Below are 13,484 nucleotides of genomic sequence, written 5' to 3' on the forward strand. Positions count from 1 at the left end.
ATGCCCCTTTGGCTCATGATCGGGGGCCTTCTGTTCGCCGGTGGGATGGCGGCCTACGCGATCCACCGGGGCCGACGCTTCCGACGCCGCGATTCTACGGTTTCATCAGCCACTCGTGGTCAGGGTCGGCGATGAAGCGCCATTTGCGCAGCGGTCCGGCCATCACGTTGAGATAGTACATCTCGTAGCCGTGCGGAGCGCCGCAGGGATGGTGCCCGCGCGGTACGAGAACGAGGTCGTGGTTCTTCACCGTCATCGTCTCGTCGAGCGATCCGTCCTCGGTGTAGACGCGCTGGACGCCGAACCCCTGCGGCGGGTTCAGGCGGTGATAGTACGTCTCCTCCAGATAGGTGATCTCGGGGAACCGGTCCTCGTCGTGGCGGTGGCTGGGGTAGCTCGACCAATGGCCGGCGGGCGTGAAGACCTCGGTGACGAGGAGGCTGTCGGCGACGTCCTCGTTCTCCATCGCGATGTTGTTGATGAAGCGTGCGTTCGAGCCTTCGCCGCGCTGCGTCAGCGTGATGCCGTCCGGCCCGAGGCGACGGGCCTCGTGGCCGCTCTTGCCGGGCGCGAGGCAGATGGCGAGCGTGCAGTCCGTCTCGGCGACCGCCTGCCAGTCCTGCCCGTCCGGCACGTAGAGGCAGTGCGGCGGCGTCTTCTCGAAGACGTCCATCCGGTCCCCGAGAAGGCCCCAGTCGCGCCCCGCCGCCTCGATCCGCGCCTTGCCCTCGACCATGACAAAGATGGCCTCGTTCGACCCCAACGCGCCGGACGCCGTGTCTCCCGCCTTCAGGCGGTGGAGCTGGAAGCCGACATAGGTCCAGCCGGCGTCGGCGGGCGAGACGTCGTGGACGAGGCCGGTCCGGCCTTTCGGCTTGCGCAGAAGGGTCATGCCGCCGCCTCGCTCTTGTCCAGCCCCGCTTCGCGGGCCATCGCCCGCAGCGCCTTCAGCCCCATCGCCTGATAGTGCTTCGGCTCGCGGACGGACGGGTCCTGCTCGGCCTCGATCACCAGCCAGCCGGAATAGCCGTGCTCGGCCGCGGACCGCAGAACCGGCGCGAAATCGACGCCGCCCTCCGGGTCGCGCGGCACCGTGAAGACGCCACGCCGGACGCCTTCGAGGAAGGACAGCCTCTCCTCGCGGACCTGCCGCATGATTTCGGGTCGCACGTTCTTGGCGTGAATGTGGGAGACGCGCCCCATGTGGCGCGCCGCCACCTCGGCCGGATCGCCGCCGCCGAAGAAGCAGTGGCCGGTGTCGAAGAGAAGACGGGTCGCCGGGCCGGTCTCGGCCATCAGCCGGTCGATCTCCTCCGGGCTCTCCACGACCGTGCCCATGTGGTGGTGGTAGACGAGCGTGATGCCCTGCGCTGCGGCGAAGGCGGCCAGCGCCTCGATGCCCCGGCCGAAGGCCGCCCATTCTTCGTCCTGAAGGACCGGCTTGTCGTTGACCGGCGTCCCGTCGCTCCCGTGGATCGCGTTGGAGGTCTCGCAGACGATGATGACCCTGGAGCCTACCGCCTTCAGGAGGTCCAGAAAGGGCTGCATCGCGGCCTTCTCGGCCTCCAGATCGTTGACGAGGAGATTGGTCGAGTGCCAGCCTGAGACATATCGAAGACCGCGCCCGCCGAGCTCGCGCTCGATGCCCTCGGGCGTGTCTGGCAGCTTGTGCCCCTTCTCGATGCCGTCGAAGCCGATGTCTGCGGCCTCGTCCAGGCACTGTTCGAGCGAGATGTGGGCGCCGAGGGAACGGTCGTCGTCGTTCGTCCAGGCGATGGGATTGGTGCCGTAGAGGATCATCCGCGTTCCTTCAGTTTGGCTTCGTAGGCGCCACGCGCGTCCCTGACCTCGGCGCGCTCCGAGACCTCCGGCACTGCGACGTCCCACCAATGGCCGCCGTGCGGCGTCGAGGGATAGGGATCGGTGTCGATGACGACGACATAGGGGCCGGCCTTGCCGGACCGGGCGGCGAGCGCCGCCTCCAGTTCCCCGATCGTTGCGACCTTCACGGCTTCGGCGCCCAGGGAGCGGGCGTGGGCCGCGAAGTCGATGGCCGGCGCGTGGGCGAGGTTCGAGGAGGCGTAGAGATTGTTGAACTCGGCGCCGCCGGTGCCCTTCTGCAGCCGGTTGATGCAGCCAAAGCCGCGATTGTCGGTGACGACGACGGTGAAGGCGACGCCCATCATGGCGGCGGTGGCCAGCTCCGAATTCGCCATCATGTAGGAGCCGTCGCCGACCATGCAGACGACGTCGCGCTCGGGCTCGGCTATCTTGATGCCGAGCGCTCCGGCGATCTCGTAGCCCATGCAGGAATAGCCGTATTCCATGTGGTAGGCCCCCGACCGGGGCGCCTTCCAGAGCTTGTGAAGCTCTCCCGGCATGGTGCCCGCCGCGCACATCACCACCGTGTCGATCCCGCCCGCGCGCTGCACCGCGCCGATGACCTGTTGGTCGGTCGGCAGTTCGTTGCCGCCTTCCTCGGGCGCGGCGGTGAGGGGATCGACGCTCGCGAACCAGTCCGCCTTCAGGCCCGGCTTCGGCGCGGGGGCGCGATGGCCGCCGAGGGCGGCGCTCAGAGCATCGAGGGCCGCCAGCGCATCGGCGCAGAGCGGCTCGGCGCCATGCTTCATCGCGTCGTAGGCCGCGACGTTGATCGAGACGAGCCTTCGGTCGGAACCGCGGAAGAGGTCCCAGGAGCCGGTGGTGAAGTCCTGGAAGCGCGTGCCGACGCCGATGACGAGGTCGGCCTTGCCGGCGACCTCGTTCGCCGAGGTCGCGCCGGTCACGCCGACGGGACCGAAATTCCATTCGTCGTCGAAAGGCAGCGCCGACTTGCCGGCCTGGCTTTCGACGACCGGAATGCCGAAGCGGGCCGCGAACTCGCCCAGCGCCGCCTGTGCGCCGGAATAATGGACCCCGCCCCCCGCCACGATCACCGGCGCCCTGGCGGCGCGGATCATGGCCGCGACGGTCTCCACCTCGCGCGGATCGGGCGCGGGGCGCCTTCGGTGCCAGACGCGGGGTGCGAAGAAGCTTTCCGGCCAGTCGTAGGCCTCGGCCTGCACGTCCTGGCAGAAGGCGAGCGTCACCGGCCCGCATTCGGCGGGGTCCGTCATCGTCCGCAGGGCGCGGGGCAGGGCGGTCAGAAGCTGCTCCGGCCGCACGATGCGGTCGAAATAGCGGCTGACGGGCCGGAAGGCGTCGTTCGCCGAGACCGTGCCGTCGCCGAAATCCTCGATCTGCTGCAGCACCGGATCGGGACCGCGTCCGGCGAAGACGTCGCCGGGCACGAGGAGGACGGGCAGGCGGTTGACGTGGGCGAGCGCTGCCGCCGTCACCATGTTGGTCGCGCCCGGCCCGATGGACGACGTCACCATCATCGCCCGCCGACGCCCGAGCTGCTTGGAATAGGCGATGGCGGCATGCGCCATCGTCTGCTCGTTCTGGCCCCGGAAGGTCGGCATCGCCTCGCGCGCGCCCTCCAGCGCCTCGCCCATGCCCGCGACGTTGCCATGGCCGAAGATCGCCCAGCATCCCGCGATGAAGGGCTCGCCCTCCTCGGTCATCTGCTGCGACAGCCAGCGGACCATGGCCTGTGCCGCCGTCAGGCGGATGGTGGCGGTCATGCCGCGTCCTCCTCGTTCTGTCCGGCCCGCGCCGCATCCCAGAGGGTGCAGAGCGCGCGGAAATTGTCGCTCATGCGGGCGACGGCGACCGCGTCGTCGATGCGTCCGGCGAACCAGTCGCGCGCCGGCTCGCCGAAGATGGTGCGGCCGACCGCGAAGCCCTTCACCAGATCGTGGCGCGCGGCCTTGCCGAAGCTCTGCGTCAGCTTGTCCGGACTCGCGTCGAGTCCGAGCACGACGATCCCCCGGCAATGCGGATCGTTCGTGGCGACGGCCTCGCACGCCGCCTCCCAGGCCGCCGAACTCGTCAGCGGCTCCAGCTTCCACCAGTCGGGATGGATGCCGATCTCGTAGAAGCGGCGGATGAGCGTCGCCGTCGTCGCGTCGTCCACCGGGCCGACCTTGGAGGGGATGATCTCCAGAAGGAACTCCAGCCGGTTGCGCCGCGCCGCCGTGTAGAGCCGCTTCAAGGTCTCTTCCTGCGCCTCCCGCATCGCGGCATCGTCCTGCGGGTGGCAGAAGCAGAGCACCTTCACGACTTGATGCAGCGGCCATTCGGACAAGCCACCGCAATCGGGGCCGAGTTCCGCTTCCAGTTGAAGCGGGCGCGAGCCCGGCAGCTCGGCCGGTCGAGCTACCCAGAGTCCGGTACCGGAAGCGGCGTGCAATGCGCTGCGCCCCAGCCGGTCGTCGCAAAGGAGCCCGTAGCCGGGACGGCCGTCCGCCACCGTCAGCGTCGCTTCCAGGCACAGCGCCTTGAAGCGGCCGATGCGAGCGGGGTCCGCGCCCTCCATCTCCTCCAGCTGCATGCGATGGTCGAAGGCGAAGACCCGCATCGCCGGCCAATGCCCATTTCGGTTCGTCGACCAGTGGAGCTGCTCCAGCTCCGCATCGTTGCGGAGGTCGGGGCGCACGACGCCGCGCTTCAGGAAGAAGCGCAGTTCCTCGAGGCTCGGATAGGCCGGCGTGCAGCCGTGGCGCGAGACGGCGAAGGCGCCGCAGGCATTGGCGTATTCGAGCGTGCGCGGCCAGGGCTCGTCGTCGAGCCAGCCCTTCAGGAGACCCGACATGAAGCCGTCGCCCGCGCCGAGAACGTTGAAGACCTCGATCGGGAAGCCCGGCCCGCTCTCGCCCTCGTCCAGCGCGGCCGGGATGTCTCCCGTGAAAGCCACCGCACCCGCCGCGCCGCGCTTGCAGACCAGCGTCGCGTCCGTCTTCTCCCGCACGGCCCGCAGGGCGCGAAGCGTGTCGGTCGAGCCGCCGGCGATGTGGAACTCCTCTTCCGTGCCGACGATCAGGTCGAAGAGCGGGAGATGCGCCTGCAGGCGCTCGGTCACGGCCGCGCTCTCGATGAAGCGGTTCTCGCCGTCGCCGTGGCCGGACAGGCCCCAGAGATTGGGCCGGTAGTCGATGTCGAGCGCGGTGCGCGCACCATGCGCGCGGGCGAGACGCAGCGCCTTCAGGACGGCGGCTTCGGTGCGCGGGTTCGACAGATGCGTGCCTGTCGCGACGACGGCCCGCGCCTCGGCGACGAAGTCCTCCTCGATGTCCTCCTCGCAGAGCGCCATGTCGGCGCAGTTCTCGCGGTAGAAGATCAGCGGGAAGGAATCCTCGTCGCGGATGCCGAGGATCACGAGCGCGGTCAGGCGCTCCGGGTCCGTCTTCACGCCCCGAATGTCCACGCCTTCCCTGGCGAGTTCCTCGATCAGGAAGCGGCCCATATGCTCGTCGCCGACGCGGGTGATGAGCGCCGATTTCAGGCCGAGGCGCGCGGTGCCCGTCGCCATGTTGGTGGGCGAGCCGCCGACATATTTCTGGAAGGAGCCCATGTCCTCCAGCCGGCCGCCGATCTGCGTGCCGTAGAGATCGACCGAGGACCGCCCGATGGTGATGACGTCGAGGCTTTTCATACCGTGCCTCCGAGCGAGCCTTCGAGCTGCGCCATCTCCTGACCGCCGGCCATGAGATCCTGCAATTCGTCGGCCTTGATCTCGCCCCGCCTCGCTGTGCCGAGCGTCTTGCCGCGATTGAGCACCGTGAAGCGGTCGCCCACCGCGAGCGCGTGGCGCACATTGTGGGTGATGAAGACGACGCCGATGCCGGTCTTGCGGACCTTGTCGATGGTCGAGAGGACGTTGGCGGTCTGGCGCACGCCGAGCGCGGAGGTCGGCTCGTCGAGGATCAGCACCTTGGCGCCGAAATGGACGGCGCGCGCGATGGCGACGGTCTGGCGCTCGCCGCCCGACAGCGTGCCGACGGCCTGCTCCGGCTCGCGAAGGTTGATGCCCATGCGCCGCATCTCCTCCATGGTGACCCGGTTGGCCTCCTTGAAGTCGATGAACTTGAACGGGCCGAAGCGGCGCACCGGCTCCCGGCCCATCCAGAAATTGCGCGTCACGCTCATCAGGGGGATCATCGCGAGGTCCTGATAGACCGTGGCGATGCCCGCCTCCATCGCGTCGCGCGGGGACTGGAAGACGACCGGCGCCCCGCCGACCCGCATCTCGCCCCGCGTCGGCTTGTGGACGCCGGCCATGGTCTTGATGAAGGTGGACTTGCCGGCTCCGTTGTCGCCGAGCAGGCAGTGGCATTCGCCGGGGCGCACGTCGAAGGAGACGCCGTTCAGCGCGATCACCGGGCCGAAATGCTTCTCGATGGCTTTCATCTCGATGAGGGGCATCTCGATCGGGGCCGACATCAGCGCTCTCCCGTGATCAGGCGGCGGACATAGGTGTTGAAGATGACCGCCAGGATGAGGATCGTGCCGAGGAAGACGCGGAAGAGCGAGCTTTCCGCCTGCGCGAAGAACAGGCCCTGCTGGACGACGCCGAAGATGAGCGCGCCGAGAGCCGCGCCCACGATCGTCCCGTAGCCGCCGGTCAGAAGCGCACCGCCGATGACGACGCAGATGATCGCCTCGAACTCCTTCAGGAGGCCGCGATCGGCGGCGGCCGAGCCGAACTCCATCACCTGGCAGGTGGCGAAGACGGTGGCGCAGAAGGCGGTGAACATGAACATGGTGATCTTCACCCGGTTCACCGGCACGCCGACATAGCGCGCGGCCTGCGCGTCGCCGCCGCTGGCGTAGATCCAGTTGCCGAAGCGGGTGCGCGTCAGAAGGATGTGGGCGAAGACGATGAGGCCGAGCGCCCAGACCACGACCATCGGAATGCCGTCCACGATCGGCTCGCCTGTGCGCGCGCCGCGCGTGTAGGTCGCGATCCAGCCGTTCTCGGCGAACCAGGCGAAGAGCCCGGTGAAGAGCTTGCCGCCGAAGAGCCAGGCGAGCCAGTCGCCTTCCGCCAGCGGCGCCACGCCGCCGATGATGGTCTGACGCGTCGTCAGGATCGACACCCAGATGGTGAGGCCGCGCAGGATGTAGAGGAAGGCGAGGGTGACGATGAAGCTCGGCAGCCCGGTGCGGATGACCAGCCAGCCGTTCAGGGCGCCGATCGCGACGGCGACGAGGAAGGCCGCGAGGATGGCGCTCCACACCGGCCATCCCCATTGCACGGAGAGAATGGCGATGACGACGCCCGAGAAGCCGATCATGGAGCCGACCGACAGGTCGAACTCGCCCGCGATCATCAGGAGGCAGGCGCCGACCGCGATGATCGCGAACTGGGCGGAGACCACCGTCCAGTTCATCGTGCCCTGCAGGTTGAACATGCCGGAATCGCGGGCGATGGCGAAGAAGAACACGAAGACGAGGATCGCCCCGCAGATCGCGCCGAGTTCGGGGCGGACCAGGGCCGCGCGCAGGTTGGATCTGGATTTGACGCGTTCGTCGGCGGCTGCGCTCATCGCGGCGCCCTCCCTGTCAGCGTTGAGTTCCGAAGAAGGAGAGGCGAAGGCGGGGTCGGACCCGCCTTCGCGCTCGGCTCAGCGGTACTGGCCCGCGAGCGCCTCGACCTGATCGAGATTGTCGATCGTGATGAAGCCCGGTCCCGAGTTCACGTCGTTCGACGGGATGACGCCGTAGCGGGCGTAGTTGGTCAGGAACACCACCGGCAGATAGCCCTGCAGGAAGGGCTGCTGGTCGATCGCGAAATCCACCACTTCGTTGCGGATGCCCTGCGCGATCTCGGCCGAGAGGTCGAAGGTCGCGAAGACGATGTCGTCGCCCGACAGGCCCTGGTCGGCGAGGGCGCGGATCGTCGGCTCGGCGGAGGTCGGCCCGAGCGCGAGGATCGCATCGACGTCCTGATTGGCCGTCAGATAGGCCGAGACCGTGTTCTGGATCTGCGCGGGGTCCTGGCCCGCATCGATCATGGACGAGCCGAGCTCGACGCCGAGGCCTTCGGCAAAGCCCTGGCAGCGTTCCACCGAGGCCGGGTTGGTGATGTAGTGGTTCACGCACACGAAGGAGGTCGCGCCCTCCTCCTTGGCCCGCTCGCCCGCAAGGCGCCCGGCCTCGCGCTCGGGCTGGCCGACATGCATCAGGGCGCCCAGCTCGGCGGACTGCTCGGCGGTGCCCGAATTGATGGTGATGACCGGAATGCCCTGATCGACCGCGGCGCGGATGGGGCCCGACAGGACGTCGAAATCGGCGATGGTGACGATGATGCCGTCCGGCTGCGCGGCGGCCGACTGCTCGACGATGCGCGCCATGTCGGCAAGGTCGCCCGTCGGCGGGTTGCGGTAATCGACGGTCACGTCCAGCTCGTCGGCGGCCAGCGCGATGGCGTTGCGGATCGTGTTCCACCACGAGTCGGAGTCCGGCGCGTGGCTGATCAGGACGAACTGCTCGCCGCCGGTCTCCTGCGCGAGGGCTGCGGGGGCGAAGGCGACGGTGAGGCCCAGCGCGGCGGCGCCGGCGAGAAGCGTTTTCATGCGGATGATCCTCCCACGGATACGAGCCAGCTCTCCCATCGCGCCGGCCACGAATGGAATATTCCATCCATTTTGAGATCAGCGCAACCCCTTCGTTCCAATCTCCTTTGAAGGCGCCGGCGTCAGGACGCGCCGGACGCCGCCTGCCGCGAGCGTCGCGCGCCGGTGGCGACGACGAGAGCCGTGGCCAGGGACAGCGTGGCGGCGAGCGGGCGGAAGGCGCCGACATCCACCTCGTTGACGGTCAGGACGGTGCAGTCGAGCCGCCGCAGCGGGCTCGTCATCGTGTCGGTGATGGCGACGACGGGCACGTTCCGCCGCAGCGCCTCCTCCGCGAGTTCGATGGTCGCGGGCGTATAGGGGGCGAAGGTCGCGGCGACGAGCGCGTCGCCCGGCCGGATCGCGTGGGGCGCGCCGATCTGGCCGACCGCCCCGTGCAGCATGGCCGGGATCTCCATCTTCTCCAGCGTGTAGGCCATATAGCTCGCCACCGGGAAGGCGCGCCGAAAGCCCACGATATGAAGGGTTCCGGCACCGGCCATGATGTCGACCGCCGCCTCCATCGCGCCCGGGTCGACGGTTTCGGCCAGATGACCGAGCGAGTGCCGACCGGCCTCCACGAACTCTGCGAGGAGGGCGGCCGGCGAGTCCTGCCCCTGCGCCCGCAGCGCCTCGATCCGCGTCGGATAGTCCGGCCAGCGGGGCGCGACCGACTCGCGGAACAGCCGCTGCATTTCGGAGAAGCCGGAGAAGCCGAAGAGCTGGCAGAAGCGCACGACGGCCGAGGGGGAACGTCGGCGGCTTCGGCCAGCTCCGCCACGGTGGAGACGGCGATGCGCTCGGGCGCCCTTGCGACGAGTTCGGCGCATTGCCGCAGGCGCTTGGGCAGCCCCGCGCTTTCGGCCGCCAGCCGCTGCTGGAACAACTCCATCCGGGTGGGGGCGCTCGAAGCCGGCATCGCATCTCCTCTCATGCGCTCGCTTGACAGAACGAGCGGGGACGGATCATAGAATGGAACAAATATTCCATTCTCACAAGCCGCGGGAGGAACGCGGCGGAAGTGGCGGGAGAGAGCATGCAGAGCATCGGCGTCGGCCTGATCGGGACGGGCTTCATGGGCAAGGCGCATGCCATCGCCTGGGCCAACGCCAACCGCGTGATGGGCGGGCTGCCGCACGTGCGCCTCGAACTCCTCTGCGACACGCCGGCCGACAAGGCCTCCGCGATGGCCGGGCAGTTCGGCTTTTCGCGCTCCACCGACGACTGGCGGGCCCTGGTCGCGGACCCCGCGGTGGACGTCGTCTCGATCACGACCCCGAATGCCATGCACCGCCCGATGGCAGAGGCCGCGCTCGCCGCAGGCAAGCATGTTTGGTGCGAGAAGCCGATGGGCGTGACGCTGGCCGACGCCGAGGCCATGGCGGCGGCTGCCGGCGACCGCACCACCCTCGTCGGCTACAACTATCTTCGAAACCCGGCCTTCAGCCACGCGCGGCGGCTGATCGCGGAGGGCCGCATCGGCCGGCTCTTCCACCTGCGCGGCTGGGTGGACGAGGACTATCAGGCGGACGGCTCGCTGCCCTGGACGTGGCGATGTCGCGCGGCGGACGCGGGCCTCGGCGCGCTCGGCGACATCGGGGTTCATCTCGTCTCGCTGCTGCAAGGGCTCGGCGGGCCGATCGTCTCGGTGGTCGCGGAAGCGGCGGCGGCCTACGAGACCCGTCCCATGCCCGAGGGCGGCGAGGGCGCAGTGGAGAACGAGGATCTGGCCTCGGCGCTCGTGCGCTTCGAGGCCGGTTTCCACGGCACGATGACGATCTCGCGTGCCGCCTGGGGCCGCAAGGGCTCGCTCGGCTTCGAGGCGCACGGCACGAACGGCATGATCCGCTTCGACCAGGAGCGGCTGAACGAGCTGCAGCTCTACGTCAACGAAGGCGCGAGGGGGGAGGCGGGCTTCCGCACCATCCTCACCTCCGGCGAGCACCCGCCCTATGGCAGCTTCTGCCCCGCGCCCGGCCATTCGCTCGGCTTCAACGACCTGAAGGTGATCGAGGCTGCCGAGCTCCTTCGCGCGCTGGCCGGCGGCGAGCCGGCGGTGCCGGACTTCGCGCAGGCGCTCGAGATCGAGCGCGTCGCGCATGCCATCGCCCGTTCGGCGGCCGAGGATGGAAGACGCGTCGCCGTCTCGGACCTTCGCGGCTGAGCGGCCGACCGCAAGACGGCGGGCGGGGCCGAGACGAAACGAACGTCCCCGCCCTTCGAAATCTCATGGGAGAGCCACAATGACCCTTTCCATCGCCGTTCTCGGCGCCGGCCGCATCGGCAAGGTCCATGCCGAGGCGATCGGCGCGACGCCTGGGGCACGGCTCGTCGCCGTCGCCGACGCGCACGCGCCTTCGGCCGAGGACTTGGGCGCCCGGCACGGCTGCCGCGTCTCCACCATCGAGGAGATCGTGGCATCGGCGGACGTCGACGCCGTCGCGATCTGCACGCCGACCGACACGCATGCCGACCTGATCGAGCGCTTCGCGCGGGCGGGCAAGCCGATCTTCTGCGAGAAGCCGATCGACCTTTCGCTGGAGCGCGTGCGCGCTTGCCTCGCGGTGGTGGAGGAGACCGGCACGCCCTTGATGATCGGCTTCAACCGGCGCTTCGATCCGCATTTCGCGGCGGTCAAGCGCGCCATCGACGAAGGGCGGATCGGCGCCGTGGAGCAGGTGGTGCTCACCAGCCGCGATCCCGGCCTGCCGCATCTGGATTATCTGCCGCGCTCCGGCGGTCTTTTCCGCGACATGACGATCCATGATTTCGACATGGCGCGCTTCCTTCTCGGCGAGGAGGTCGAGACGGTCTTCGCCGCCACCTCGGTGCTGGTGGACCCTCGCGTCGGCGAACTCGGCGATGTGGATACGGCCAGCGTCATCCTTCGGACGGCCGGCGGCCGTCAGGCGGTCATCACCAATTCGCGGCGCGCGACCTATGGCTACGACCAGCGCATCGAGGTGCACGGCTCGGCGGGCATGGTTTCGGCGCAGAACCAGCACGAGGCCTCGGTGACGGTCGCGACGGGGGAGGGCTATCTCAACCCGCCGCTTCAGAACTTCTTCATGACGCGCTACGCCGCCGCCTACCGCGCCGAGATCGCCGCCTTCCTGACCGCTCTGGAAAGCGGCGCGCCGATGACCCCCTCGGGGCAGGACGGGCTGATGGCGCTGGCCCTTGCCGAGGCGGCCGATCGGTCCGCGCGCGAGGGCCGGTGCGTGCGGCCGGGCGAGACGGGCTGACCCGTCGGCCGAAAGCGAGCCGGATCGAGGCCGAGCGCCGGGAAGCGTGCGAGCCCTGGCGCAAAACGAAGGAGGACGCGCCACGCGGCGCACCCCCATGATACTCTCCCAGAGCGCCCTGCGTCCGATGGGACGCACAAACGTCGCTCAATCTTCGGAGCTGCGCCTCAGGCTTTCCGCAAATCGATTCCGATCTTCGGGCCGCTTCGCCGATCGGATCGGAAGACGGGACGACAGAGCCATCTCGCAGAACGGCAGGCCCTCCCGAGACTGCAAGGAGCGTCGGCGCTGATAGGAACGGAAGGCATCGCCCACACGCGTGGGGCTGGATGTGCCGCGTCCTCGCGAGCGATGAGGCGCGCACAGAAGCGGCGCCGTCCGGTACTCATATCGGTGCGGGGGTGGTCTCGGGAAACCGGAAAGTCGTGGTCGGAGTGGCAGGATTCGAACCTGCGACCCCCTCGTCCCGAACGGCCGGGCCGGTACGCGAAAGCCCGCATTTCCGGGCTTCTTTGTGCCGCCGCGTTCCGTTCTGTTCACGTTCAAAGCGGGCGAAAACGAGGATAACCGGGCGCAGCGCCCGTCTACCGGAGGCGCGTGCCGCGGACCTTCTGCTGGAAGTCCGGGTGATGGTGCCAGTAGGTCCGCTCCAGCTCTTCGACCGTCACGCCGGCGAAGCCTGAGACCTCGTTGACCGGGACGGCGGCCTGCATGAGCCACGTGATCGCGGTGTGGCGCAGCGTGTGCGGAACGACGTCAGGACCGAGGCCGGCGTCGGCGCACGCCTCGCGGAAGGCGCGTTTCTGCCGCGCGATCGCAGCCCCGTTGTAGTGGATCACATGCGTCCCGCCATCACCGTCGATCGCCTTCCAGCGGCGCAGGTGCGCCGCCAGCCGGTCCGGAACGCCGGCGATGGGCTGGCGCTTCTTCGTCTGCCGCGCGCCCGGCGCGCGCCGATGCATTCGGCCGCCTTCCAGATCGAACCAACCGGAAACGGTGTTCGGATGCCACTGCATGCCGAGGATCGCCTCGTGGCGAGTGGCCGTGTAGATTCCGATCAGGATGAAGCGGGCGAGGTGCGTGCGCCTGGCGCGCGATAGCTTCCGGGCGGCCGGATCGGCCATCCGGCGCATTGTCTTCTTCCGTTCGTCATAGCGCCAGCCGATGCAAGCCCACAGCAGACGCGCCGCTTCGCTGCGCGTCAGCCACCGCTCGCGGGGCTGGCTCTTCGCCGGCAGCGAGATGACCGGCTCGAACTCCATCCCGTATTCGGCCTTGTAGTGCTTCACGGCGGCGCGCAGCACTTCGAGATCGCGGCGCGCGCCGGACGCGGTCGCCCGATGCTCGGTGAACGCGCGACAGTTGGCGCCGATGATTTCGGCCGCGCTCATCTCGCCCCAGAAGTCTTCCAGGCGCTCGATCGCAGCCATGGTCTCACGCGGCCGGGCGGTGTGGCCCGCCTTGTCCACGCCGTAGACGGTCAGAATGTCTCCGACGGAAAGTTCAGCAGCTTTGCCGCCGGCCCGCTTCGGCTCGTGCTTTTCGCCGAGGTACTCGGAAAGCTTTCTTTCAGCTGCCGCAGCTTCGCCTTGCGCGCATCCCGTTCGGACGTACCGGTCGCCGTCTTTGATGACCCAGACGCGACGTTCGACGCCGGCTTCTCGCTCGGCTGCGGTTTGCCGATCGGCTCGCAAGACGAGGCGGGGCGGGAGCTTTGGACGCGGCATCGTTTTCGCATAGC

Annotated in this window: 10 protein-coding genes and 1 pseudogene; 2 read left to right on the top strand and 9 right to left on the bottom strand. The window is 68.9% G+C overall.

Translation table 11 applies throughout. The features are described 5' to 3' along the window. Positions 1 to 94: 94 nt before the first annotated feature. From iolB to AC6R2M_RS06625, 8 genes and pseudogenes are all read right to left on the bottom strand, one after another. On the bottom strand, positions 95 to 892 hold the full coding sequence (iolB, locus tag AC6R2M_RS06590) for a 5-deoxy-glucuronate isomerase (protein ID WP_500486671.1): 798 nt from the start codon (positions 890 to 892) through the stop codon (positions 95 to 97). After that, positions 889 to 1,800, bottom strand: coding sequence for a myo-inosose-2 dehydratase (gene iolE, locus AC6R2M_RS06595; protein WP_500486673.1), 912 nt, complete (start codon positions 1,798 to 1,800; stop codon positions 889 to 891). Before iolE ends, iolB begins: the two co-directional genes overlap by 4 nt. After that, a complete protein-coding gene (gene iolD / locus AC6R2M_RS06600) occupies positions 1,797 to 3,626 on the bottom strand; it encodes a 3D-(3,5/4)-trihydroxycyclohexane-1,2-dione acylhydrolase (decyclizing) (protein WP_500486675.1) in 1,830 nt (609 codons plus the stop codon). Before iolD ends, iolE begins: the two co-directional genes overlap by 4 nt. Continuing rightward, positions 3,623 to 5,536 (bottom strand): bifunctional 5-dehydro-2-deoxygluconokinase/5-dehydro-2-deoxyphosphogluconate aldolase, encoded by a 1,914-nt coding sequence (locus AC6R2M_RS06605; protein WP_500486677.1) that lies wholly within the window; start codon positions 5,534 to 5,536, stop codon positions 3,623 to 3,625. Before AC6R2M_RS06605 ends, iolD begins: the two co-directional genes overlap by 4 nt. Beyond that, positions 5,533 to 6,291: an ATP-binding cassette domain-containing protein gene (locus AC6R2M_RS06610; protein ID WP_500487518.1), complete on the bottom strand. Its 759-nt coding sequence runs from the start codon at positions 6,289 to 6,291 to the stop codon at positions 5,533 to 5,535. The genes AC6R2M_RS06605 and AC6R2M_RS06610 overlap by 4 nt, the downstream gene beginning before the upstream one ends. A 32-nt stretch (positions 6,292 to 6,323) precedes the next feature. Then, positions 6,324 to 7,430, bottom strand: a complete 1,107-nt coding sequence (locus AC6R2M_RS06615) for an ABC transporter permease (RefSeq protein ID WP_500486679.1) — start codon at positions 7,428 to 7,430, stop codon at positions 6,324 to 6,326. 78 nt (positions 7,431 to 7,508) lie between these two features. After that, positions 7,509 to 8,459, bottom strand: coding sequence for a sugar ABC transporter substrate-binding protein (locus AC6R2M_RS06620; RefSeq protein WP_500486681.1), 951 nt, complete (start codon positions 8,457 to 8,459; stop codon positions 7,509 to 7,511). 122 nt (positions 8,460 to 8,581) lie between these two features. Further along, positions 8,582 to 9,417, bottom strand: a pseudogene (locus AC6R2M_RS06625) (MurR/RpiR family transcriptional regulator). Positions 9,418 to 9,534: 117 nt separating this feature from the next. On the opposite strand from AC6R2M_RS06625, the gene AC6R2M_RS06630 reads away from it, so the two are divergent. Together AC6R2M_RS06630 and iolG are read left to right on the top strand one after the other, a co-directional pair. Beyond that, a complete protein-coding gene (locus AC6R2M_RS06630; RefSeq protein WP_500486682.1) occupies positions 9,535 to 10,662 on the top strand; it encodes a Gfo/Idh/MocA family protein in 1,128 nt (375 codons plus the stop codon). Positions 10,663 to 10,741: 79 nt separating this feature from the next. Then, positions 10,742 to 11,743 (top strand): inositol 2-dehydrogenase, encoded by a 1,002-nt coding sequence (iolG, locus tag AC6R2M_RS06635; RefSeq protein WP_500486684.1) that lies wholly within the window; start codon positions 10,742 to 10,744, stop codon positions 11,741 to 11,743. A gap of 584 nt (positions 11,744 to 12,327) precedes the next feature. Here iolG and AC6R2M_RS06640 read toward each other — a convergent pair. Further along, complete coding sequence (locus AC6R2M_RS06640) at positions 12,328 to 13,470, bottom strand: site-specific integrase (protein ID WP_500486686.1); 1,143 nt, start codon at positions 13,468 to 13,470, stop codon at positions 12,328 to 12,330. Positions 13,471 to 13,484 lie beyond the last annotated feature (14 nt).

The sequence above is a fragment of the Aureimonas sp. CAS genome, assembly GCF_059838215.1.

What these genes read in the sequence shown, in the direction of transcription:
- AC6R2M_RS06605 (WP_500486677.1), bottom strand. Translation starts at nt 5,536, where the DNA reads ATGAAAAGCCTCGACGTCATCACCATCGGGCGGTCCTCGGTCGATCTC.
- AC6R2M_RS06610 (WP_500487518.1), bottom strand. Translation starts at nt 6,291, where the DNA reads ATGAAAGCCATCGAGAAGCATTTCGGCCCGGTGATCGCGCTGAACGGC.
- iolE (WP_500486673.1), bottom strand. Translation starts at nt 1,800, where the DNA reads ATGATCCTCTACGGCACCAATCCCATCGCCTGGACGAACGACGACGAC.
- iolG (WP_500486684.1), top strand. Translation starts at nt 10,742, where the DNA reads ATGACCCTTTCCATCGCCGTTCTCGGCGCCGGCCGCATCGGCAAGGTC.
- AC6R2M_RS06615 (WP_500486679.1), bottom strand. Translation starts at nt 7,430, where the DNA reads ATGAGCGCAGCCGCCGACGAACGCGTCAAATCCAGATCCAACCTGCGC.
- iolB (WP_500486671.1), bottom strand. Translation starts at nt 892, where the DNA reads ATGACCCTTCTGCGCAAGCCGAAAGGCCGGACCGGCCTCGTCCACGAC.
- iolD (WP_500486675.1), bottom strand. Translation starts at nt 3,626, where the DNA reads ATGACCGCCACCATCCGCCTGACGGCGGCACAGGCCATGGTCCGCTGG.
- AC6R2M_RS06640 (WP_500486686.1), bottom strand. Translation starts at nt 13,470, where the DNA reads ATGCCGCGTCCAAAGCTCCCGCCCCGCCTCGTCTTGCGAGCCGATCGG.
- AC6R2M_RS06630 (WP_500486682.1), top strand. Translation starts at nt 9,535, where the DNA reads ATGCAGAGCATCGGCGTCGGCCTGATCGGGACGGGCTTCATGGGCAAG.
- AC6R2M_RS06620 (WP_500486681.1), bottom strand. Translation starts at nt 8,459, where the DNA reads ATGAAAACGCTTCTCGCCGGCGCCGCCGCGCTGGGCCTCACCGTCGCC.